Here is a 23,092-nt window from a genome sequence, read left to right on the forward strand (position 1 = left end):
ATTCAGCTTTCATAGCGTCGAACCCAGACAGCAAACATGAGCATCGTCCAGAGTTCCTGGGTAAAACGGCTGTCGCCGGATAAATGGGCTTGCCACAAATCCCTTACGCGTTCCATCCTGAAAATGTCCGAAAGCCCTACGCTGTCCAACTGGAATACGGCGTCGGCGAACTCCCGAAGTTCTGTTCGGAGCCACTGCGCCAGCGGAACCGAGAATCCCATTTTCTTGCGATAAAGGATGTCATCACTCAACATTTCTGAAAATGCTTCCTTGAGCACGAACTTTTTCTGATTGCCCTTCAGTTTGAGAGCGGAAGGAATGCCAGCGGCGTATTCCACCACCCGGTAGTCCAGCAAGGGGGCTCTCGTCTCAAGCGAGTTCGCCATGCTCATCCGGTCCACTTTCACCAGAATGTCGCCAGGCAGGTAGGTTTTAAAATCGGTGTAGAGAATTCTCGATAAATGGTCGTCGGCCGGCGCCTTCCGGTAGTAATGACAGGTGATACTGGAAGGATCGTAGCCATCAGTCTCCTTTTCGAAACCGGGGGCTACGATATGATTCCAGACCGACGGATCAAAAAAACAGTTGCTGCCGTAAAATCCCTCGTCAGCCTCGGTAGATAGGGTTCTCAATAGCGAACGGGCTTTCCGCAGGAAGGACATTTCCGAGCCTGCGAACAGGTCAGAGAGGTACGGGAAGGCACTGTGCCTGATTCCCCGGGGAACAAGTTTTCTCAGCTTGTTCTCAATGGCGTCAACGTAATATTTCTCATAGCCGGCGAAGTTTTCATCGCCACCGTCTCCGGCAAGGGCTACGGTCACCTTCTGTCTCGCCAGCTTGGAGACAAAATACGTCGGTATGAACGAAGGGTCGGCAAACGGCTCATCGAAATAGGAGGCTATGTGGTTAAAATGACTGGCCACATCTTCCTGCACGGTAAACTCGTGATGATCCGTTCCAAACTGATTGGCAACCTGACGGGCGTATTGCACCTCGTCATACTTCTCAGAGTCAAACCCTATCGAGCACGTAGTAACCGGTGTGTCGGTATGGGAGGCCATCAGGCCCACGATGCCACTGGAGTCAATACCTCCACTGAGGAACGCGCCCAGGGGAACGTCACTCACCATTCTCAGTCGGACGGCATCGGATATCAGGTCCAGCACTTCACCTTTGATATCCCCCAGAGACGCCGGGTTTACCGTTGAAAAATCGAGGTCCCAGTACTGTCTGGTATCGATGGTGCGTCCATCGGTTTTGAGCCAGTAGCCGGGTCCCAGCTTATGGATGTCCTGATAGATGGTCTTGGGATCCGGGACATACTGGTAGGCAAAGAAGTCCTTGACGGCATCAGGCCGTATTCGCCTCTTCACAAATGGCAGGGGAAAAATCGCTTTCAGTTCGGACCCGAACGCAAAGTTGCCATCGGCGTGGTAAAAATAGAGCGGTTTTTTGCCCAATCTGTCCCGGGCGAGGAATAGCTGCCCCTGCTCCTTGTCCCAGATAGCGAATGCGAACATTCCGTTCAACCGCTTCAGGCAATGCTCGGATTCCCGTTCATAAAGCCTGAGCAGAACCTCCGTGTCGGTATGGGTCTGAAACACGACACCGTCGTTTTCCAGCTCTTTCCTCAGCTCTTTGAAATTATAGATTTCACCATTAAAAACAATTACATAGCGCCCAGAATCCGAAACCATGGGCTGGTTGCCGGCATCGCTAAGATCGAGAATGCTGAGGCGTCGGTGGACCAACCCAATGGTGTTATCAATGTAGGTGCCACCGTGATCCGGCCCACGGTGCACTATTGATTTGCCCATTTTTTCAAGGCAGTCCAGGTCCTCGCTCAGACCCTCCGACCCGGAAACACGGAAAAATCCCGCCAAACCACACATAGTATTTCCTTTACCGTTGGGCGCTGCTCAAGCAAGAACGCCGTTCACCCATGTCCTTGAGTCAATTCCCTCTTCACCTGTTCGGCAAGCAGCCTGTAAAAGCCCCCCCGGTGTTTCAGTATGAAGTGGACATACTTTATAGACTGAAGGTTTTCCGCAAGCTTGCGAGACCGGTCGGGATGAGTGGTCAGCGGATAGGATTCATAGGGTAATTCTCCGGCATCCACATGACCGAAGGCAAAACGCCAGATGCATTCATCTCCCAGAACAGGAATCGCCGGATTATCGAGTAATCGCTGCATGGTCTCGCGCATCAGATCAATCGAAAGGGCGTGACGATGAAAACCATAGAACCCGCCGTTAAAGCGTTTGATCGGTCTGGCCGCGGGAAAAACTGACCGCCAGTCCCCATCCGGTACCCGTAAATTGGGCAACAGTGGAACCGAGTAAAAACCCGGTATCCCCTCGCTGTTCAGCCATTCAATAAGTTCATCCGGGCGCTGCAGGAACAGCGTATCTGAGTCGAGGACCACCACTTTTTCGGCCCTGGCAAAAAGGTGAAAATCGAACACTTTCAGTGCCCAGGCTTTCCGATGACTTTCATAACCTTCGCCCAGGGAGAACCTGCTCGGAATCTGTTGTCGCAACACTGCAATCTCCGGGAAGTCTTGCGCGGCGTTATTGGCTTCATGATAAAGATGAACGCGGGCACCTGGGACCGCTGCTTTCAAAAACTCGGCATGCTCAACCTGCAGCGACTCATCACCATGAAAAACAACAGCGATTCCCGGTTCAAACCGCAGAAGTGAGCGACAGGCGGCAACCGCCATGTTGAGATCGCGAACACAGGTGACCATATGGAGTTCTGTATTGGCTCCTGTGTCACAGGGAATAGGAGGCGTGTTCACGATCCCCTTGAGTGCCGCATCCAACGGCCCCTTGTACAGGGAATCCTGGAGCTTTCGGGACCAGCTATATGGCAACCTGCGTTCCACAAAGAAAACCCTGAAGGCTTTCCCGATAACCCCCTCAGAACCTTGCGTTACCATCATTTTCTACCCCGATTCTGCGATAACCGGGTGGGCCCGCCTGAATGCGCCGATTCCTGGCTGGCCTGCCGTTCACTTGATTCAGCGTCACGGGACAACAACTGCCGGAACAGGTTTTCATACTCTGTAGCCATCCTGTTTGCTGAATACAATGCCTGTATTTTCTGCCGCGCGGCTTCAGCAAGCCTTTCGGATTCCGTAGGATTCTCCAGCAAAAACCGACAATGGGATTTCAGTTCATCCTTATTTCCATGAACCGCAAGCAACCCCGTTCTATCGTGTTCGACCAGCTCACTGACACCGGGAATACTGTACGCTACAACGGGAACCTTCAGTGCCATGGCCTCCATCATGCACCGTGGAATTCCCTCCAGAGAGGAAGTCATCACGAACAAATCAAAACGACTCATGAGGCTGAGCCGGTCATCTCGGAACCCCAAAAAGCGGACGGCGTTCGAGCACGGCTTGCCTGATGCAACTGCTTCAAGCTCTGCGCGCTGGCGACCATCACCCACTATTTCAAGCCTTAGCCTGTTATCCTGCTCATACAAGTCGTCGAAAACCTCTATCAGGTCCCCGACAGCTTTTCTGGGAATCAACTGGCCCACAAACCCTATTCTACGAATGGGCTCTGCATCCTCAACGGCGGACGGAGATGCTGCCGCCTCAACTGTTGAACGGATTTCCTTGAGATCAACCCCGTTAAGAATAAGTTGCAAGCGGTCATCTCGGACGCCAAAACGCCTCATGTCCGCCATCAATTCTTCGGATAACGGGGCCACCGCATCAAAATGGCGGAAAAACCGCGTCCCTAACCGTATGAACAGGCCGAGCTTCCAACCGACGTTGCCTGAAAAACCGTGAGGCGTGCTGACACACTTGATTCCGGCAATACGGGCCGCTAAAAAGCCCAATATGTCAGACTTGTATCCGTGCGTATGGATAACGTCAATATCCTGTTCTCGTATAATCCGGACCAGTTTCTTCACAACACCTGGATCAAAGCGTCCTTTCGTGGGGACGGTGTGCACGTTTCCTGCCTGTGGAGGATACAATTCCACAATTTTCAGGCCCTGACCGGAGCCCTCACGGGTTACAGCGAGATCGTGGATGACCCGGGTCGGATCCGAGTTATTGGCCAATGCCAGAATCCAGCGTTCTGCCCCGTAGAACCCAGACGGTGTAATAAACTGAAGAACTCGAACAGGTTTCAATTTATGGCATCCTTTCCCTTGCAGTACGTTGTGGGCTGGGAACCAAAGACTCACGCTTACTCTCTGCGCGATGTCTCAGGTAATAAACATTAATAGCAACAGCGAGAAACAGAATCATCCAGTAGAGAATTTCTGCCCGAAAACGATTGACGAAAGTCCCTGCCACCAAATAAGCAATTAACGCACATTCTATCGCCAATATTTGGAAGTAGGCGTCGCTGTCACCCTTTTCAATAACGAATTTCTTCGCCTTTCGTGCCAGGAGGTAAAGAGAACCCAGCATACAGCAGAAAAACCCGAACCCCAGATAGCCCAATTCTGACAACCCCTGAAACCACATTGAATGAACAGACCTGAACTCAACACCGCCACGGGTCTGTTCGTCCATATATTGGGGCGCCAGAAGATTGTATCCATTGATACCAAGACCCATCGGATTGTCTTCAAGCATGTCGAAGGTCGTCCACCAGAAAGCCATGCGGCTCGAGCCGCTGGTTTCCTGATCTTCTATCTCCTTTAGAGTGCCCATTCGTTCCCAGAACTGGTCATCCGTTACATAAAGGGCACCGGAAAGTCCGAATACAACCATGAAGACAGCTGTCCACCTTTGCCCCTTTCTTTGGTAGCGAGAGAAAACCATGAATAGGATGAAAATTGCCAAGCTGACGACGCAAGCCAGGAAAGAGCCTCGGCTGTTGATCAGTACCAGCCCGTTTGCAATCAGAGCTCCACAGATAACCGCCAGGATTCGGATTTTCTTATCTCCCACCCATGCGAAATAGAGCAATAGGACACCCGCAGGGGCGAGCGCCGCCGCCGTATCGTTGGCGTCGAGCGAGTCCACCATTCCAATGCCCTCCACGCGACCAGCTGAATTGCGCCCGGTCGAGCGAGCGATGTACCCGATATAGGCACATCCCAGGATGTAAACCCAGAGACAAACTTTCAGAGCCTGTTCTGAATGAATGAGCTTGTAAGCTACAAACACAATCACCACCAGCTTGAGGAATTCAAAGGTGAACCGCTGATGGCTAGCAGGATCGAGAGCCCAGGTATAGGTAACGTAATACATAACCAATACCGCCACCAGCCACTTCAGCGGTGGCATGTCCTTCCACGGACTCAACTGTGAATAGTGCTTGTACCGAATGGCAAGGGCATAGAGCATCAGTAGCGCACCAATCATCGAGTACCTCAATCCCGGAATATTGCTTGCCCACCAACGATTGTCCGGGTTGAAAAAATATACGATCTGATAAACGACGAAGGCTGCAACACCGCTGTAGGTAAGCGCGGCAATCACGCCACCAAAAAAAAACATGAGGAAGAGGAGCGCAAACTTCGACATTTAGCGCGATTCCTTTCCCGGGCGGGCACTTTCCCAGACTATCTGTGTCTTTCCACTAAGTGCCCGGAGAATTCCACGGACCGCATAAAGATTAACCATCACAAAATAGTAAGGAACTGAAACCCAAATAGGTAACCTCTGCTTGTTCGTACTCAAATGCCCAACAAACGAAAGCCCCAAAATACCCAGGCTGACAATGCTCACCATCTGAAAGATCGGTAGCCCATCAATTGCGAGTACCAGACTTCCGATGACTCCAGCGAGCAAGAAGAGGGGAATCAACCAACGAAGCAGCTTGTGCGAAACCACCATTAGTGCAAAAAAACCGGTTCGGAATGGATTCATCACCGGACGAACCCGAAACAGGCCCCGAATACTCCGGTTCACTATTCGCTCTTTCCTGGCAACTTCGCGATCAAAATCTCCTGCCGTTTCTTCAAAGCACTGTGCGTCTGCGTCGAAGATCCCCCGGTACCCCTTCGCAACAATCTGGAGGGGATTCACGAAATCATTGATATCCTGCTGAGAGAGGGGTTCCCAAAGTTCTGAACGGATCGCGTATATCGCTCCATCGCCACCAACAACTGAGTGAAGTTTGGACTCCATGGCCTTTATCGCAAGCTCATATCGCCAGTAGAGGTTTTCATTCTGGGCGCTGGCTCCCTTATCGCTATCGGTGTAAAGGGCCGCCCCCACCACATAGCCTACCTCAGAGTCTGCGAAATTCCGGACAAGCTTGGCGATAGCGTCGGGCGCGTATATTGCGTTGGCGTCACTAAAAACCGTAATCTCAGATTCAACTTCAGCCATAGCGAGATTAAGTCCCATAGTCTTGCCCAAACGACCTTCCTGTCGAATCAGAATAACCCCGTCACCCGAGAACTTTCTGACCAACTCATCCGTCCCATCATTGGAACCATCGGAGACCACGATGATCTTTAGTAGCTCTTTCGGATAATCGAGCTCAAGCGAATTTCTCAGTTTCTCCCGGATCACCTCAACTTCGTTGTAACAAGAAATAACCAGGGTGACGGAAGGAAAAGCCTCTTTGCGAGTGTGGGTGACGGTTGGTTTGCCGAGGGTAAGGATCCACAACAGTGCTGGATAGCCAACGTAGACATAAACCGGTAGTAAGAGGCAAAGAATTGTAAGTGCAAGTACGACAGTCATAATGTGATGTAACGTCTTAGTTTGGGACCAATCCAGTTTGCCACTGCCAGAGGCAAACGGCGCCAAATTTCCTCCGCAATCGGCCTTAAACGCGAAACGCCACTTTGATGACCCGATCTTTCAGGTTCGCTCTCTACTCTTTTTTCAACTTGCCACTTGCTCCAGACAAGCTCGTAAGGTTTAGCACCCCACTGTTTTTTGAATCTGTAGGTTCCCTCGCCAAGAGTTGACCGGCCATAATCAAAAGAGGTGCAGCCACGCTCACATACGTGGCTGAGCAGCGCCCAATAAAGAAGCATGTTCGGTGCAAGGCGGTTGTACTTTTCAAGTGTAGAGGCCCAAGGAATACAGGCCTTACTGCCCGCTAGGAGTACGATTCCCGCACCTACCGGCTGATCATCCAGAAAAACCAACCCCACAAGCATCTGATCGCCATATGCCTGTTTCAGTTCGCGGAACCAAGCTCGGCTGTGTACCGGGGAACCGAGCCGTCGCATATTCCAGGCAAAAACATTGTAGAACTGCTCAACGGCATCCAAATCCTTGCGTACCTCTGAGGTAAGGCCATTTTTTTCCGCCTTGCGTATCTGGCTACGCAATTTTGGTTTGAAGCTTTGAAACAGGGCAGTCGCATCACTAGGCAAACTGGAAAGCATTCGCACTTTCGGGCTCCCTGAAACCGATTTCAAATCCAGCTCTTCAAGCGCCGCCCCGCCCTGACGGATTTCCAGCCCCCCTGCTCTATTGGTATCAGCAAGTGATTGCGCCTCGGCCAACAAAAGGTGCCTCACATCACAGTCGTCAGCCAAAACACCAGCCAAATCGCAGAATGGCAGAGAAATCAGATTTGACCGCCCGACTGGTGTTTTTATTTCGACTAACGGCAGCACACCGCAGAGGATGCTCCCCCTATGCACCGTTACCAGCCAGCCTGTATGGCGATAGGCACGCTCTACCGCCGTTAGCCAACAGCTGTAATGGTAGGGCGTAGCTAACGGATGGTTGGCTACATAGGCGTCGTATTCCTCAACCGGATAGACGGATACCCTGGAAACTCGAGCTTGCAATTCATCCGCCATAGTCACCACCCGATTCTTTGACCCAGCGGTTTCTTGCGCGTCGGGCCACATCCTCTAGCTTGAGTTTGAAACGGGGCCGTTGAAGCGAAATCTGAACAAGATGACGATGCAACTTCCCAAGGTTGGCTTTATATCGCTCGTTACCACCCATAAAATCGTAATAGTGGAAGCCGTGATGACGATAATCTTCTATACACAGGCTGTGACCCAAGAGACCAGGTTTCAGCCGGTTATCGGCCTCAACAACCATTCCGCCGAGATAGAAATAAACCACTTGGTTGTAGACGAGGTTATAGAAAGATGCGACTTCTTTATCGCCAGCCATGACAGCCACCAAATCCACTCCACCGTCGGGCCACTGAAACCGGATTAATTCGCGATGAAAACGGACAAAGTCCGGATTGGCAAATCCGCTTTGGTCCGGGCCCGCACCCCATCGCTCAAGGTGCCTTGGCCCAATACGGTCGAACATTGCCAAAGCTTCCTCTACCGAATCTGGCCTGACAAGGCTTACCTCTCCTTGCTTCCGGTACAGTCGATGGGAGCGATTGATCTGGTATCGGGTATTACGTGAGAGGCTATCCAGATAGTGCGTTCCGGTTCTCCTCAACGCATTAAGATCCACACCGAAACACGGTGCCTCCCAACGGAGATGCTTGTGCAATCCTGTGGCTCGAGCAAAACTGTCGGCCTCATCGGCGTCTATCGCACCGATTATGAACTCATCCCAATCTGTCATCGAGTTGCATAGATACTCAAGGCATGCCTTTGCAACCGAGCTTTCCTTGCCGCGCTCAGCCAGAAAGCCGTTGTACTCTATCCAGATCTGGTCAAGCAGTTTGTGACCTGTTTGGTGCAGTCGAAGGCATTTAGATTTCATCACACCATGCCGCCGCTCCTCTGTTTGTACCACCAAACCAAGTCCCACCAGGCGGGCCCCCTCCTCTACTCGCAGTAACCAGGCTCTAGGTTGATATACGTGCAGCCAATGCCCAAGCCACTGCCATGAGAGGAAAACCGTTGGGGAAGCACGGTTTTCCAGATCGAGCCAATCATCACGAAGTCTGGAGTTTTCAGTGACTGACTCTCTTTTAACCGTCAGCAGTCCCGCTGTCATGGCTTCCTTCCGTTCGCCTGGGGTCAGTGTTGGGGGCTGGGGTGCTTTACCAGAAACGGACCGATAGCAAGATAATCCAAAGCCCCCTGCAGGAATGCTCTGACCGCGTCCTCAGGAGAATCAACAATCGGCTCCTCATGCATGTTGAAGCTGGTATTGATAAGACTGGGTATGCCACTTAACTTCTCGTATTCCTTCACGATATCGTAGTAGCCTGGGTTAACCTCCCTCTTGATCAATTGAGGGCGTGCTGTGCCATCCACGTGAACTGCAGCGGGGCAATTTTCCCGCATGAATTCGGTGCAGTCGAAAGTGATGGTCATGAATTCAGCTGCATGCTCAGCACCTTTGATATTGTGATAGCACTTTTCCCTGGCCTCATAGAGGGTTACCGGCGCAAACGGCATGAATTCTGTTCGTCCGAGGCGTTTGTTGAGCCACTGATTTACCTCTGGCTCTCTGGCGTGGTACATGATCGATCGATTTCCAAGTGCCCGTGGCCCGTATTCCATACGGCCGTCGAAGCGGGCAACGACCTGACCACCATGAATCAGGGTTGCTACATCCGCTGCCAGATTCTCGGGGCGTTGATACGTCAGTCCTTCAGACTGCAACGCCCCCTCGATTTCCTGAACTGAATAGTCTGGGCCCATATAAGCATTAGAAATCGAAGGTTTAACTCCACCCGGCCAGCTGTGATAGAGAGCTGCGCCGGTTCCGCACCCTCCATCCCCCATATTCGGGTACACAAAGATCTGATTGACGCCCTCAATCTCGAAGATTCTTTGGTTCAGTTTAACGTTGGCGGTTACGCCGCCGGAAAGAACTATTGTGTCGATACCGGTTTTCTTCACCCAGTAACGAATATAGTTAGTAGCTACTTGCTCAAGGACGTACTGGTAAGCAGCCGCGACATCAATCTTAGGGAATTTGGATGCAAGATATCGGGAAAAATACACGTTGTTCGCTTCGTAAATACGAAAATCACCGGGTGATTGATCTATCCGTGAGAGCAGAATATCCCCAAGGATAGAGGGATCTCCGTAAGAAGCTAACCCAACGATTTTTCCCTCGTGGCGACTAGGTTTAAAGCCAAGACTCGAGGTTACGTGCTCATAGAGCGTACCAAGAGAATTGGGGAATGGCAGGCCGTGCAGTCGGTGAATTTTGCCATCTCGCCCTTCGCTGACAGAACCTGCGAGTCCTGAACCGTATCCATCCAGAGTTACGCACAATGCTTGATCAAAGCCACTGCAGAAGAAGCTGTTGGCTGCGTGGGACAGATGATGATCCATTCGTTTAATCGACTTGGTCCATCCCATTTTCGCCAGGCCATCCGTCAGATCCTTTTCCCAGTGCTGAAACGACTCAGTAGCATCCTCTCCCCATTGCCTGGAAGACTTTAATGCAGCGTTATTTGACGCCAGCTTCTGCGCGCCGGCCATGCTGTAGTAGGAGCTATGTAAGAACCCTTTTTCCATGATCGCATTGGGATGTTCCAACCCGTGAATGGGCTCCGATCGATCCGGAACTCGGGTAAGAGCTTCCTTTACCTGAGGCCCCAGGTCCGCGGGATGAAATTGTTTAATAAAAGCCTTCTCGTCCTCCAGGTTCTTTGAGAAAAGCTTTTGCTCATTCTCCCAGGTAAGAAATGGATAACAGATCAGGTCGAATTCTTCTATCGACAGTCCCGTGTAAGCCAAAGCCTTTTCCAAAGCCAGTTGCGGAAAGCCGTCCTGCTGTTTGACTCTGGAAAAACGTTCCTCACCTGCAGCGAACAGAACCGTTCCGTCTTCAACAATTGAAACAGTTGAGTCCTTGTCTAACGGGGAAATCCCGAGCACCTTCATGCCATACTCTCCATAAAATCACGAATGCGGGTCGGTGTAGAAGCCTGGCCACCTAACTCATTGAAAAAGAAATCAAAATAGCGACGAAAACTGTCAAGAAAGTGCCGTAACTGAGCGTCATCTTGAACATAGGATGTGTTCCCCGGCACTACACTGGGACTGTGAAAGCTCCATGTGAAGGTTCGAACGCCCTTTTTAAAAAGGGCCCGAGTCAATTTGATGTGCTCAGCCGGACTGAACCCCTCAGGAGACAACATCAGTCTGTCCACTGCTCCTAACCTCGAGAGAATTCCCGGCACTTTGAACTTTCGAAATACTTGCGCAGCCTCAAATAAAGGAAGTGCTGCACCACCGGTCCAGCCTACAAACCCTCCTGTGCATGGCAGTTCCAGGATTGGAGCATCGTCACCACCGAACCAGAAGGGCCGGGCGTCAAATCGGCGGTAGTCGGGCCCACCGTCAGCACGGGAATCAAGCGGAGGACAAACTGATAAATCGATTTCGAACCCCAAGTCCTGCAGAATATTGGTCGTGTTGGGCCCAAATCCGTATCGGCCAGCTTTGTACACTACAGGTGACGATTCAAAACTATCGATGATCCTGTTCTTTAGAATAAGGAGCTTTTCTCGCTCTAATTCATAGGGGAGGTTACCCGGGTAAGTATTTGGCCTGGACAATTCCTCCTTGAAAGGAGGATTTACCCACGGATGAAGATGGGCTCCTATCTCACACTGGCCTTTTTCAGCGAACTGTTTCAGTAGCCGGTGACCTTCTGGTTGGCTCGCTACAGGGTAATCAATAACATAACAAGGCCGAATCCCGTATTCGTTAAAAATGCTTTGTACGCGATCGATATACGCCATGGCTGAAACTTGGTTGGCCTTAGAGTCTGGCTCCGCAGTCCAGTCAAACTCCTCCTCCGTATCGATCACAACTATCAGCTGTGGCGGTGAATCGGTCGGTAGTTGTATATACTTCCTTTGATCAAACATGATTCCTTTCCTGATCCCTTCAAGTACCTTTAACGCGGCTGGCCGACAAGGGAGAACCCCTTCGATAGGCGGAGACGTAGCACAAACTGTTCTTCATCGTTTCGCGCAAGTCGACTACGTAGATAGGCTTGATCGAACTCCACGCTGAAAGAAGTCTCTTCAGCCAACTGACGGATCCAACTGACATTGAATCGGTGGATCTGATCGATCACTGTTCCAGCGTCTTCACCGGCATCTCCCTGCCAGCGATATGCGAATGTCAGCCGCTGCAGTGACGTCAGCTGATAGCCCAGATCAACTCTTGCAAAGTATTCGTGAGTCGTAGCGCCCGTAACCTCCGATTCCAGAATCGCACCTTCCACCGCAAGCCCCAGATTGCAGGCACTGCAAATTCGAGACGTGTTGTGCGAGATCAGAACCGAGTCACTCACGACAAGGTCCCGAATACGAATGGTATCCGGAACGAAATCGATTTCTGGTGGCTGCTCAAGAGACAAGTCGGTTGCACTATCAGATAGTCTTCGGTTGTATTCGACAGAGGTCTGCCAGTCACCTGCCAGCCAAGTTCTTTGTAGAAAACCGGTAACCGCCTCGCTCTCCGTTACCTGGCCATCTGGATATTCGGTGTCTGCCTGACTACCTCCCGCACCAATTCGGAAGGATCCGTTCTCCAGCAAGTTGCTGTAAACGAGCTGAGCCGAATCAATCGTAATGTCGATATCTTCATCGTTCGACCAGCTCCTGCTGACATTGATACCGCCGGACGACCGTTGACTGAGCCTTCTGGAGAATTCACTTGCGGCAGTAAAAGACTCCCGGTCGTTTAAATCTCCACTTCCAAAGCTTTTCCCTGCCTCACCTGAAAATCGAAGGGTCGAAAGGTCCCCCGGATAAAAGCGAATACCCGCCCCGGCATTTAACGTATTCTGGGTATCATAATCGGAGGGATTTACAACGAAGCCAGTGTCATTCCTGACAGAACTGACTGTGTGTCCGAGATTAAAATCAAATCTGCTGCCAGGATCGAAGTGGGAAAACCGAGATGCTCCAACAATAGAACTGTTTTCCGTCTGCTCGCCATTGCCAAGGTCGCGCTCTGTTTCAAACGTCCCACCATAATCTAGAGCCAAGGAGTTAGCTCCAATCTGGAGTTGACCACCAACATTGCCAGATAAACCAAGGCTGGGCTCAGTGTTCGTATCCGTGCTCGTTCCTTGGTCGATTCGCGTATGTGTAAGTGAAGTAAACAAAGACCCGGCGCCTGAAATCTCAGTTACGTTATCGGTCAAATCTTGTGCTGTTGCAGGAAAAGAGTAGATGCAAACGCCCAACAAAACTGACGCGACCATTCCTTTGCATTTCACAGACCGAGATTCCATTCACTTACTCCTGAAAAACCACGCCTGAGAATTTACTAGAGCCGAGCGCATCCACGGATTCGGCAATTACTTCAGCGGTCACATCGCCAAACGGAACACCAAAAATTATCTGGTCGGCGAATCTTTCCAGAATCCTCGCCTCCGTGGTTTCCAGAAAAGGCGGAGCATTCAATACGATGCAGCGATCCGGGTAGCGAGATTTCAATTCGGAGATTAACTCACGCATCCGAACAGACGAAAAGAGTTCTACGGCCGAAAACACTTGGGTACCTGCGGGAATAACGCTCAAGCGGGAAACACCGCTTGGGTACAATATATCTTTGATTGAGAGAGATTTGTCAGCCACGTAATCGGTGACACCTGCCTGCATCTCGACCGATACCAACCTCGCCAGGTCTTGATTGTATGGGTCACAATCCACCAAAAGTGCAGACGTATGCGAGTCCATCGCAAAAGAGGTGGCAAGATTGAATGCGGTTAAGACTGAGTTTCCTTTTCCCCCCAGGCTACTGAACATAACAGCAAAGTTTTTCTCCCCCGCCCGGTTTTTCAACTGGATGCGCAATTCTCGATAAGCGTCCATCACTGCTTTGTCAGGCATTCCGGGGTAAATGATTTTCCTCTCGCGTAATTGCTCACGACTCCATGGACGAGGATTTCCAATCAACTCAAGAGAAATCGATGAGTCGTAAACTGTGGGCGGATATTCGCTCTGATCGATATCCACCTTGACCCAATTGGGCCTTACCCTGTCTGACCCGGCAAAGGGACGCTCTGTCCTGAAGTTATCTTCAGGCTTTGCTTCGCCCTGGTCTTTCCGTCGGCGTTCACCTTCACTCTTCAGAAGCGCGTTATAGAGCTTGTTATCGTCCATTAGCTACTCCCAAGCGCTATTAGCTCTGAAATCTTGTTAATTAATTGCTCAGGCGTAACTCCCATCACACTAAATACAAGAACCGATAAATAGCCCACCATGAAAGTTGTAAGAATAAACAGGATTGCCAAGGTATCCTTCCTGAAGAGTCGATCCTTCCAAGAACTTCGGTAGTGCGGGATGGTTGTAAGTACAGGAATGCTCTCAGGAAGTGCTAATTGCAGCCCCCTCGGGGACCGAATGCGTTGATCAAACATCACCAGCAAAGTCAGCAATCCAAGAACAAGCGTACTTCCAAGAAAGGGGCCTGCGAGACCAATTTGATATAGCTGCAATCCATCCCAGCGGGTTGGATAGGATGCCGGCTCCTGGATCTTATAACTTACTCCCTCACCCTGTACGTCCAGGGTCATTGATAGCCTTGCCCTTTCCCGGCGCTGCAGCATGTCCTCGTAGACACCTCGAGTCACATCATAGTCCCGCGTAAGCTCCGAGAGCTCGGCCTGGTTTTCTGCAACCCGTTGCGAACGTTCGAACGCCTCGCCCAACAGACGTTGAAGGGAAACAAGCCTGTTTTTCTGCACCTCAAGCCGCGTGGAACTTTCGGAAAGCTGAATCTTCAGATTCTCGTATACCGGGTTTTCCATGACCTCAGTGACACCACCCTGCTTGCTGTCGTCACTTTCTGTCGACACTTGGCTTTCCAAGTCAGCTATTTGATCCTTGACACTGACAACGTCGGGGTGCTTTTCATGAAAACGCAAGAGAAGGGAGTCCAATTCTTGTCTGAGCGCAACGAGACGGCGCTCCGCAGAGGATCTTCCCGGATCAACAGTTATTCTGCGTACTGGTTCCTCACTCGCCAATTGAGACCGGGTTAATCGAACCTCTGACTCAGTTTGTTCTATCTCGAGCTTGAGATTCTCAATCTCCCTTCTCAGGTTCTCGATTCGCGCGAGAACGTTACCTTCTGTTCCCTCCTGGTTCTCAGTTTTAAATTCTTTGAGTCGCTGTTCTGCTGCCTCAAGCTGCCGCTGATAGGATTTGACCTGAGAGTCAATGAATTCAAAGGCATTCCGGCTTTCCGATCGTTTTTTACTAACCGTGCGCTCCAAAAAGCGGTCCAAAACCGAGCTCAGAACCTCAAACGACTGGTTCGGATCCCCGCTTGTGTACTTAAGCTCTAAAAAATTGCGATTGGATATTCTCAGGTTTACCTGGTCTCGAAGTTGGGAGATCGCCGTGTTACGTGCCTGATCAGTCTCAGCGCCGGAAATAAGACCGGAATCCAACGCAACCTGCTCCAGGAAGGAACGACTCTGGAGCATCTCTCTTGCCTCATTGATGCGGTCTATTTGGGTTACTTCTGCCTGGCCTCTCAGTAGCGGCTGCAAAATATTTGACTGATCGGCGTACAGCAAAGCTTCAGATGTGTACTTCTTAGGGGTCACATATCCGAACGCCAATACTCCAGCCGTTACCACCATAAAAATAATTTCGGCGGCAACGCGTTTTCTGTAAAGCTCAAGCTTGACTGCTCGTAAAACTTCCAGAATAAACTGGATGTCCATTAGAGCTCACCTCTGAAAAGCTGCTTGCGGGGCACGCTGATAACATCGCCCGGTTGAAGTGCATGGTTAGTCCGCATGTCGCCATCGGTGAGGATGGCATCGAGATCTAATTGAAAACTTTGGTATTCACCCTCAATCTGGCGGTGCAATGTGGCCCTACCATCAGCAGCGAAATCGGTCACGCCGCCCGCAATCAGAACGATGTCCAACACGGTCATCCCGGGCTGGAAAGCAACAGACTGGGGCTGAGCTACTTGCCCAGTAATCCGGATGCGGTTCCGAAACTCTTTACTGGCTGGGTTCGTTACCATAATGGTGACCTCGGGCGTTCTTATATATTCCCCCAGAGCCACACTGATTTCTGAGGCCAGACCTTCAGGCTGTTTACCCTCTGCTTTCACATCGCCCATAAGCGGCATCGATATAAAACCATCTGGCCGAACCACAATAGTTTGCCCAAGTTCCGGGTTACGCCATACATGGATCGAGATGGTGTCTCCAACACCAATCTGATAAGGCTCAGGTTCCAGTTCAGAGACAGGGGGCATCTCCGTAGAGGAAGGAAGACCAGAGCAACCCCCGAGAATCAGGGCCAGCAAAACGACCAGCCCGGTCCGCAAAGTAGTGCAAATGCCCATACATGCTCTCCAAATTGCTGTTGTTTTGTTAGTCATTATTAGCGCACACCTTTTCCAAGAAGAATCACTTCAACCGTTTGAATCATGATCAACAGATCCATAACAAAGCTGTGGTTCTTTGAGTAGTAAAGGTCATACTCAAGCTTTCCCCTGGCATCTTCGACCGACGCACCATACGGATATTTAAGCTGGGCCCACCCCATTAATCCAGGCTTCACGTAATGGCGGGTGTCGTAAAAAGGAATCTTTTCTTTCAGTTCAGAGACAAACTCCGGCCGCTCAGGACGGGGACCAACAATGCTCATTTCTCCCTTTATGACATTGTAGATCTGAGGAAGCTCGTCGAGACGGGTGTTTCGGATGAAAGCTCCAACCCTCGTAACTCGATCATCGTTGGCGCTCGCCCATCTCGCCTTGCCATCCTTTTCAGCATCCTGACGCATACTGCGAAATTTGTAGATTCGGAACTCCTTGCCAAGCAGCCCTACTCTTTTTTGGCTGTACAGGACAGGACGCCCGGTTTCAAAAAATACGGCTAGCGCAGTCAGAACAATGAAGGGCAACATGATGACGAGTAGCGTCAGACTGATTGAGAGGTCAAGCATGCGCTTGGCAAGCGCCCTGCTCCTCGACGCCTTGAATCCTTCAGAAAACACTATCCAGGAAGGATGGACCATATCGAGCTTCGCTTTTTTTAGCTCACGCTCATAGAAATCAAGACCGTTGGTGACAGAAATCCCACGAAGCTTACACTCCATCAATTCAGGAACCGGAAGCCAGCCGCCCTCTTTGCGACGTCGCTCCTGTTGCGCAACCACTATTTCAGAAACCTTGTTTTGACGGCAGAACTGATAGAAATCGTAAGGCGTTGGCAAGATGTTAGCTTCTGAGATGGCCTTTGTCGGGCTGTCGGCTATGCAGCCGATAATCCGAATGCCCAAAGCGCGCATGTTCCGTTCGTACTCATCCAAAAGCGCGGCGGCAAAGTCACCAGCCCCAAAAATGACTACACGCCGAACGACCTGCTCCGAATCCACAATGCGCAGGAATAAGAGGCGAAGCGCAATCACTACAATCGAGGCCAGCATTACGACGCCAAAGAGGTTCCCGCTTCCAGGGTCTGCTGATGGCAACACAGAATATAGAACGGTCAAGCCGATCCCGCCGACGAAACAGTAAGCTACGAGAGTCCTGAAAAACAGCGATGTCAGGCTTTCATGAACCATTGCAAGGTAACCGCCCATAGCGAGCGTGCCGCAGCTTAGAATCAGGGCGAACAGAAATCCAGAGACAATATCTGTGCTCATAGGGGCGTGATCTACCCCTAGAAATGTCAGAAAGAGCGTAAAGAGGGAAAAAACTGCAAAAAGAACCGTAAATTCCAGTACCCCAAGTACCAGATACGGCAGATGCAGATAATGCTTTCGAAAACGTATATACGACACGCTGAACTTCCTTGTCGTCTGTTCGACAATCAGCGACAGACAAACATCTAATTCCGCCGGCAGCAACTACCTATGCCACCGAATCCACTTCCACTTATCCAATTCTGCGCTGAGAACTTCGCAATCTCAACTGCATTGTATCTTTCTGTAACAGAGTTTTACATTCTTTTATGTTTGAGTTTGTTTTCTTGGTTTTCGGTAATTGTATTTCTCATACGACTGAGTGAAAATCGAAGAGTTGGTGTTAAGTTGGGAAGGAGTACCCATGACTAGCCCGGATGCAAAAGAAGCACCCCTTCATGCAATGAGTATCGACGTAGAAGATTACTTTCACGTTGCTGCCCTTTCCAACGTTATACGCCCAGAACAGTGGGATTCTCTGCCGAGCCGAGTTGAGCAAAATACCGAATTGTTGTTGGAGCTGTTTGAGCGGCACAGCGTAAAGGCCACCTTTTTCGTGCTGGGTTGGGTAGCCGAAAGATTTCCACACCTCGTCCAGAAGCTCGCCAGCCACGGCCATGAGATTGCATCGCACGGGTACAGCCACCAACTGATTTATAATCAATCGGTTGAGACTTTTAGGGAAGAGACGCTGCGCTCGAAAGATTTGCTCGAGAGCATTATCGGCAAAGAGGTTTGTGGATACCGAGCCGCAAGCTATTCGATCACCAGAGAGTCGCTATGGGCCCTGGACATCCTCAGCGAGGCTGGGTTTACCTGGGATTCAAGTATTTTTCCGGTCAGGCATGACCGATACGGCATACCCGATTCGCCCTCAGCTCCTTATTCCATCGAAACCGAGAGCGGGAATATAATTCGAGAATTCCCGCTAACCACCGCGCACGTAATGGGGCTTGCGATTCCAGCTGCTGGCGGGGGCTACTTCCGACAATTTCCATACGCCGTTTTTCGCTATTTGTTCCTCAATGCGTCGGGATTTGGAGATCGCCCGCAGATGTTTTACCTGCACCCTTGGGAAGTTGATCCAGACCAACCTCGTTACAACAACGCGAGCTGGTTCTCCAGATTTCGTCACTACACAAATCTTGACAAGTGCTACGGACGCCTTGAGCAGCTTTTACAAGACTTTCGATTTTCGACAGTAAGCGAGAGCTACAATGCCTACGAGCACGATAAGACGCTCGTGCGCAGCAATCAAATGATCCGCCTGGCCTAGGCGAAGGACGAGAGCAGACAATGTATCTGGAATTTTTCGGCCTGCACAGACACCCGTTTCGTATTACTCCGGAAGATGATTTCATCTACATGAGTCAGCAGCACTCACGGGCATACGTCTACATGTCATCTGCAATCTGGAGTACCGAAGGATTTGTCGTCATTAGCGGGGAAATTGGATCTGGAAAAACAACGCTGCTCAAAAAGACCATAAGAAACCTTGAGGGTGACCTTAAACTACTCAACATTTCCTACACCAACCTTGAGTCCAAAGATCTGTTCGGACTGATCCTGCGCAAGGCGGGCATCAAGGTCGAGGACGATAGCAAGGTTGCCATGCTTTTCCAGATAACAGACTACCTGGAGCGCATGGCTTCTGAGGGTACTCCGGTAGTGCTCACTATCGATGAGGCTCAGAATTTGACGCGCGAAAACCTCGAGGACATCCGCATGCTTACCGGTATGGAAAGCATGGGGGGCCCCTCAATGCGGGTTATCCTGCTCGGGCAGCCGGAGTTGAAACAGTCCGTAGCAGCGATTCCCCAGCTTTCTCAGAGGGTTAAGCTCTTCTTCCATCTGGAAGGTCTCACAGCAGCAGAGACTGCCGAGTACATCGACTATCGCCTGCTGGTGTCAGGCCATGGAGGAAATAAGCTGTTTGATGATGAGACAGTTCGGGAAATCCATAACCTCAGTAAAGGCATCCCTAGGCTTATCAACAAGCTCTGTGATGGAATGATGATGTGTGCATACTCCGAGGATCGGCCTTTCATCGATCCTTTTGATCTAAAGGGCATCAGGAAGGACCTGCTTGGAGAGGACGCTACCGAAGGTAGTCACAAGACCCCACTCAGAAAACGGAAAGAGCCCTCTCGTGTGGGTTCCAATGTAAGTGAGGCTACCGATTGGTCCGGCTCTTCCAAAGCGTTACTTCGAATCGCGGAAGCTTTGGAGCGCATTGATCAACGTCTTTCTCAGATTGTTCCGGAGGAGAAGCACCACAATAATCATCACTCTTCTGGAGATAACGTAAAGCCACTATCCCCCGGGCGTAAATAGAGAGGCTTTTTCCGTATTCGATTCAGCCTCCATTAGCTGTAGACATCTAACCTCTCCCAAGTCTCCAAAGGCGATCGCTCGGGCGTAGGCCTCAGCGCCGGCCAGTGTTGTGGCCATAGGAACCTTCACTCGTAGGGCGAGCCGCCGGAGTTCGGCTGAAGCAGCAATAGCCGCCCGCCCATCTGTCGTATTAATTATCAACTGTATGTCGTGATTTTTAATTATATCCAACACGTGTGGCCGACCTTCCTCAATCTTGTTGACCCGCGCTACCGGGATTCTTTGGCGCTGGAGATATGATGCGGTTCCCCTGGTTGCTACTAATTCAAAACCGAGGTTCACAAACCAACTCGCAACTGCTGCTGCACCAGCCTTATCTTCATCTCTGACAGAGAAAAACACCCTTCCTTCACGAGGTAAAACCTCACCCGCCGCCAATTCAGCCTTGGCAAAGGCCTCATCAAAGCTGTCACCCAGGCCCATGACCTCACCGGTCGACTTCATTTCCGGCCCCAGGATCGGATCCACCGCCGGGAACTTGTTGAACGGGAATACCGATTCTTTCACCGCGTAGTAACGCGGAATGATTTCCTGGGTGAAGCCCAGTTCCGCCAGGGTCTTGCCGGCCATGACCCGGGCGGCGACCTTGGCCAGGGACACACCGATGGCCTTGGAGACGAACGGCACGGTCCGGGAGGCTCGCGGGTTTACCTCGATCACGTAGATCTCACCATCCTGCCAGGCCAGCTGCACGTTCATCAGGCCGATCACGTCAAGCTCGATGGCCATCTTCTTGACCGCATCGCGCATCTCGTCCTGAACCTGCTGGGACAGGGTGTACGGCGGCAGTGAACAGGCGGAATCGCCGGAGTGCACGCCGGCCTGCTCGATGTGCTGCATGATGCCGCCAATCACCACATCCTTACCGTCGGAGATGGCGTCAATGTCCACCTCGATGGCGGCGTTCAGGAAGTGGTCCAGCAGTACGGGGCTGTCGTTGGAGACCAACACCGCGTTGCGCATGTAGCGCACCAGCTCTTCCTCGTCATAGACGATTTCCATGGCCCGGCCGCCCAGCACGTAGGACGGGCGAACCACCAGTGGGTAACCGATTTCCCGGGCCGCCAGAATGCCTTCCTCGTGGCTGCGCACGGTGGCGTTTTCCGGCTGCTTCAGCCCCAGGCGCTGGATCATCTGCTGGAACCGTTCCCGGTCCTCGGCGCGGTCGATGGCGTCCGGGCTGGTGCCGATGATGGGTACGCCGGCCGCTTCCAGGCCACGGGCCAGTTTCAGCGGGGTCTGGCCGCCGTACTGGACAATCACGCCCTTGGGCTTCTCGACGTGAATGATTTCCAGCACGTCTTCCAGGGTGATCGGCTCGAAGTACAACCGGTCGGAGGTGTCGTAGTCAGTGGACACGGTCTCCGGGTTGCAGTTGATCATGATGGTTTCGTAGCCGTCTTCGCGCATGGCCAGGGCCGCGTGAACACAGCAGTAGTCAAATTCGATGCCCTGCCCGATCCGGTTGGGGCCACCACCAATCACTACGATCTTCTCGCGATCGCTGGCGTCGGCCTCGCACTCTTCCTCATAGGTGGAGTACATGTAGGCGGTGTCGGAGGCGAACTCGGCGGCGCAGGTATCCACGCGCTTGTACACCGGGCGGATGCCCAGGTCGTGTCGCAGTTTGCGCAGGCTTACCTCGGAGATGCCCAGCAGTTTGGCCAGGCGGGCGTCGGAGAAGCCCTTGCGCTTGAGGCGGAACAGGGTGGCTTGGTCAATGTCGGCCTTGCCGGCACTCTTCAGGGACTGCTCTTCTTTGATCAAGTCTTCAATCTGCACCAGGTACCAGGGGTCCACCTTGGTGTGAGCGAATACGTCCTCGACACTCATGCCGGCCCGGAAGGCGTCACCGATGTACCAGACGCGATCGGCTCCAGGAACGTTCAGTTCCCGGGTCAGGGTTTCCCGGGCGTTTTCCGAGGTCAGTTCTTCCAGCTTTTCATCAAAGCCTTCGGAGCCTACTTCCAGGCCGCGCAGGGCTTTCTGCAGGGACTCCTGGAAGGTCCGGCCGATGGCCATGACCTCACCCACGGATTTCATCTGGGTGGTCAGGCGGGCGTCAGCCTGGGGGAACTTCTCGAAGGTGAACCGCGGGATCTTGGTGACCACGTAGTCGATGGACGGCTCGAACGAGGCCGGGGTGACGCCGCCGGTGATTTCGTTGCGCAGTTCGTCCAGGGTGTAGCCCACGGCCAGCTTGGCGGCGACCTTGGCGATCGGGAAGCCGGTGGCCTTGGAGGCCAGGGCCGAGGAACGGGACACCCGCGGGTTCATCTCGATCACGACCATACGGCCGGTGTCCGGGTTGATGCCGAACTGGACGTTGGAACCGCCGGTTTCCACACCGATCTCACGCAGGACCGCCAGGGAGGCGTTCCGCATGATCTGGTATTCCTTATCGGTGAGGGTCTGGGCCGGGGCCACGGTGATGGAATCCCCGGTGTGCACGCCCATGGCGTCGAAGTTCTCGATGGCGCAGACGATGATGCAGTTGTCGTTCTTGTCGCGGACAACTTCCATCTCGTACTCTTTCCAGCCGATCAGGGATTCGTCGATCAGCAGTTCGTTGGTGGGCGACAGGTCCAGGCCACGGGTACAGATTTCTTCGAATTCGTCGCGATTGTAGGCGATACCGCCACCAGAGCCACCCATGGTGAAGGAGGGGCGGATGATGCACGGGAAGCCGATGTCGTCGGCCACTTTCCAGGCTTCTTCCATGGAGTGGGCGATGGTGGCGCGGGGGCATTCCAGGCCGATCTTCTTCATGGCCTTGTCGAAGCGGTCCCGGTCTTCGGCTTTGTCGATGGTGTCCGCGTTGGCGCCGATCATTTCCACGCCGTGTTTTTCCAGGATGCCGTGGCGCTCCAGATCCAGGGCGCAGTTCAGTGCGGTCTGGCCGCCCATGGTCGGCAGCAGCGCATCCGGCTGCTCTTTCTCGATGATCTTCTCGACAGTCTTCCAGGTGATCGGCTCGATGTAAGTCGCATCGGCCATGACGGGGTCGGTCATGATGGTGGCCGGGTTGGAGTTCACCAGGATAACCCGGTAGCCCTCTTCGCGCAGCGCCTTACAGGCCTGGGCTCCGGAGTAATCAAACTCGCACGCCTGCCCGATGACGATGGGGCCGGCGCCCAGGATCAGGATGCTTTGGATGTCGGTACGTTTTGGCACGCTTC

17 protein-coding genes are annotated in these 23,092 nt (G+C 52.1%); 2 read left to right on the forward strand and 15 right to left on the reverse strand.

Annotated features, from left to right (window positions below):
• Positions 1 to 2: 2 nt before the first annotated feature.
• The 14 genes from asnB to NUW46_RS11250 are packed head-to-tail and all read right to left on the reverse strand — an operon-like array spanning position 3 to position 17,618.
• Positions 3 to 1,892, reverse strand: coding sequence for an asparagine synthase (glutamine-hydrolyzing) (gene asnB, locus NUW46_RS11185; RefSeq protein ID WP_418140120.1), 1,890 nt, complete (start codon positions 1,890 to 1,892; stop codon positions 3 to 5).
• 44 nt (positions 1,893 to 1,936) lie between these two features.
• Positions 1,937 to 2,944 (reverse strand): hypothetical protein, encoded by a 1,008-nt coding sequence (locus tag NUW46_RS11190; RefSeq protein ID WP_418140121.1) that lies wholly within the window; start codon positions 2,942 to 2,944, stop codon positions 1,937 to 1,939.
• Positions 2,941 to 4,155 (reverse strand): glycosyltransferase family 4 protein, encoded by a 1,215-nt coding sequence (locus NUW46_RS11195; protein WP_418140122.1) that lies wholly within the window; start codon positions 4,153 to 4,155, stop codon positions 2,941 to 2,943. The genes NUW46_RS11190 and NUW46_RS11195 overlap by 4 nt, the downstream gene beginning before the upstream one ends.
• Position 4,156: 1 nt before the next feature.
• Positions 4,157 to 5,503, reverse strand: coding sequence for an O-antigen ligase family protein (locus NUW46_RS11200; RefSeq protein WP_418140123.1), 1,347 nt, complete (start codon positions 5,501 to 5,503; stop codon positions 4,157 to 4,159).
• On the reverse strand, positions 5,504 to 6,673 hold the full coding sequence (locus tag NUW46_RS11205) for a glycosyltransferase family 2 protein (RefSeq protein ID WP_418140124.1): 1,170 nt from the start codon (positions 6,671 to 6,673) through the stop codon (positions 5,504 to 5,506).
• Entirely contained in the window at positions 6,670 to 7,752 is a 1,083-nt protein-coding gene (locus NUW46_RS11210; protein WP_418140125.1) for a FemAB family XrtA/PEP-CTERM system-associated protein, read from the reverse strand. The genes NUW46_RS11205 and NUW46_RS11210 overlap by 4 nt, the downstream gene beginning before the upstream one ends.
• Positions 7,742 to 8,869: a GNAT family N-acetyltransferase gene (locus NUW46_RS11215; protein ID WP_418140126.1), complete on the reverse strand. Its 1,128-nt coding sequence runs from the start codon at positions 8,867 to 8,869 to the stop codon at positions 7,742 to 7,744. The genes NUW46_RS11210 and NUW46_RS11215 overlap by 11 nt, the downstream gene beginning before the upstream one ends.
• Positions 8,870 to 8,892: 23 nt before the next feature.
• Positions 8,893 to 10,719, reverse strand: coding sequence for a carbamoyltransferase (locus tag NUW46_RS11220; RefSeq protein WP_418140127.1), 1,827 nt, complete (start codon positions 10,717 to 10,719; stop codon positions 8,893 to 8,895).
• Positions 10,716 to 11,711: a polysaccharide deacetylase family protein gene (locus NUW46_RS11225; RefSeq protein WP_418140128.1), complete on the reverse strand. Its 996-nt coding sequence runs from the start codon at positions 11,709 to 11,711 to the stop codon at positions 10,716 to 10,718. Before NUW46_RS11225 ends, NUW46_RS11220 begins: the two co-directional genes overlap by 4 nt.
• Before the next feature lie 29 nt (positions 11,712 to 11,740).
• Positions 11,741 to 13,090 (reverse strand): hypothetical protein, encoded by a 1,350-nt coding sequence (locus NUW46_RS11230; RefSeq protein WP_418140129.1) that lies wholly within the window; start codon positions 13,088 to 13,090, stop codon positions 11,741 to 11,743.
• Positions 13,091 to 13,094: 4 nt separating this feature from the next.
• The gene (locus NUW46_RS11235; protein WP_418140130.1) at positions 13,095 to 13,964 is read right to left on the reverse strand and encodes a polysaccharide biosynthesis protein; all 870 of its coding nucleotides are present in this window, start codon (positions 13,962 to 13,964) and stop codon (positions 13,095 to 13,097) included.
• Positions 13,964 to 15,535, reverse strand: coding sequence for an XrtA system polysaccharide chain length determinant (locus NUW46_RS11240; RefSeq protein WP_418140131.1), 1,572 nt, complete (start codon positions 15,533 to 15,535; stop codon positions 13,964 to 13,966). Before NUW46_RS11240 ends, NUW46_RS11235 begins: the two co-directional genes overlap by 1 nt.
• Positions 15,535 to 16,209: an XrtA/PEP-CTERM system exopolysaccharide export protein gene (locus tag NUW46_RS11245; RefSeq protein ID WP_418140132.1), complete on the reverse strand. Its 675-nt coding sequence runs from the start codon at positions 16,207 to 16,209 to the stop codon at positions 15,535 to 15,537. The genes NUW46_RS11240 and NUW46_RS11245 overlap by 1 nt, the downstream gene beginning before the upstream one ends.
• A 2-nt stretch (positions 16,210 to 16,211) precedes the next feature.
• Entirely contained in the window at positions 16,212 to 17,618 is a 1,407-nt protein-coding gene (locus NUW46_RS11250) for a TIGR03013 family XrtA/PEP-CTERM system glycosyltransferase (protein ID WP_418142027.1), read from the reverse strand.
• Between the two features lie 265 nt (positions 17,619 to 17,883).
• Here NUW46_RS11250 and NUW46_RS11255 point away from each other — a divergent pair, with 265 nt between their 5' ends.
• Both NUW46_RS11255 and NUW46_RS11260 read left to right on the forward strand, forming a co-directional pair.
• Entirely contained in the window at positions 17,884 to 18,795 is a 912-nt protein-coding gene (locus tag NUW46_RS11255; RefSeq protein ID WP_418140133.1) for an XrtA system polysaccharide deacetylase, read from the forward strand.
• Between the two features lie 20 nt (positions 18,796 to 18,815).
• Positions 18,816 to 19,853 carry an ExeA family protein gene (locus NUW46_RS11260; RefSeq protein WP_418140134.1) on the forward strand — a complete coding sequence of 346 codons (1,038 nt, stop codon included), beginning with the start codon at positions 18,816 to 18,818 and terminating at the stop codon, positions 19,851 to 19,853.
• Here the strand turns inward: NUW46_RS11260 and carB are convergent.
• Positions 19,833 to 23,087 carry a carbamoyl-phosphate synthase large subunit gene (gene carB, locus NUW46_RS11265; protein ID WP_418140135.1) on the reverse strand — a complete coding sequence of 1,085 codons (3,255 nt, stop codon included), beginning with the start codon at positions 23,085 to 23,087 and terminating at the stop codon, positions 19,833 to 19,835. The genes NUW46_RS11260 and carB overlap by 21 nt on opposite strands.
• Positions 23,088 to 23,092: the final 5 nt, after the last annotated feature.

Source organism: Marinobacter sp. MA (genome assembly GCF_048298425.1).
Classification (GTDB): domain Bacteria; phylum Pseudomonadota; class Gammaproteobacteria; order Pseudomonadales; family Oleiphilaceae; genus Marinobacter; species Marinobacter salsuginis.

What these genes read in the sequence shown, in the direction of transcription:
- NUW46_RS11200 (WP_418140123.1), bottom strand. Translation starts at nt 5,503, where the DNA reads ATGTCGAAGTTTGCGCTCCTCTTCCTCATGTTTTTTTTTGGTGGCGTG.
- NUW46_RS11220 (WP_418140127.1), bottom strand. Translation starts at nt 10,719, where the DNA reads ATGAAGGTGCTCGGGATTTCCCCGTTAGACAAGGACTCAACTGTTTCA.
- NUW46_RS11235 (WP_418140130.1), bottom strand. Translation starts at nt 13,964, where the DNA reads ATGGACGATAACAAGCTCTATAACGCGCTTCTGAAGAGTGAAGGTGAA.
- NUW46_RS11210 (WP_418140125.1), bottom strand. Translation starts at nt 7,752, where the DNA reads ATGGCGGATGAATTGCAAGCTCGAGTTTCCAGGGTATCCGTCTATCCG.
- NUW46_RS11240 (WP_418140131.1), bottom strand. Translation starts at nt 15,535, where the DNA reads ATGGACATCCAGTTTATTCTGGAAGTTTTACGAGCAGTCAAGCTTGAG.
- NUW46_RS11215 (WP_418140126.1), bottom strand. Translation starts at nt 8,869, where the DNA reads ATGACAGCGGGACTGCTGACGGTTAAAAGAGAGTCAGTCACTGAAAAC.
- NUW46_RS11245 (WP_418140132.1), bottom strand. Translation starts at nt 16,209, where the DNA reads ATGACTAACAAAACAACAGCAATTTGGAGAGCATGTATGGGCATTTGC.
- NUW46_RS11255 (WP_418140133.1), top strand. Translation starts at nt 17,884, where the DNA reads ATGACTAGCCCGGATGCAAAAGAAGCACCCCTTCATGCAATGAGTATC.
- NUW46_RS11225 (WP_418140128.1), bottom strand. Translation starts at nt 11,711, where the DNA reads ATGTTTGATCAAAGGAAGTATATACAACTACCGACCGATTCACCGCCA.
- NUW46_RS11260 (WP_418140134.1), top strand. Translation starts at nt 18,816, where the DNA reads ATGTATCTGGAATTTTTCGGCCTGCACAGACACCCGTTTCGTATTACT.
- NUW46_RS11230 (WP_418140129.1), bottom strand. Translation starts at nt 13,090, where the DNA reads ATGGAATCTCGGTCTGTGAAATGCAAAGGAATGGTCGCGTCAGTTTTG.
- asnB (WP_418140120.1), bottom strand. Translation starts at nt 1,892, where the DNA reads ATGTGTGGTTTGGCGGGATTTTTCCGTGTTTCCGGGTCGGAGGGTCTG.
- NUW46_RS11205 (WP_418140124.1), bottom strand. Translation starts at nt 6,673, where the DNA reads ATGACTGTCGTACTTGCACTTACAATTCTTTGCCTCTTACTACCGGTT.
- NUW46_RS11190 (WP_418140121.1), bottom strand. Translation starts at nt 2,944, where the DNA reads ATGATGGTAACGCAAGGTTCTGAGGGGGTTATCGGGAAAGCCTTCAGG.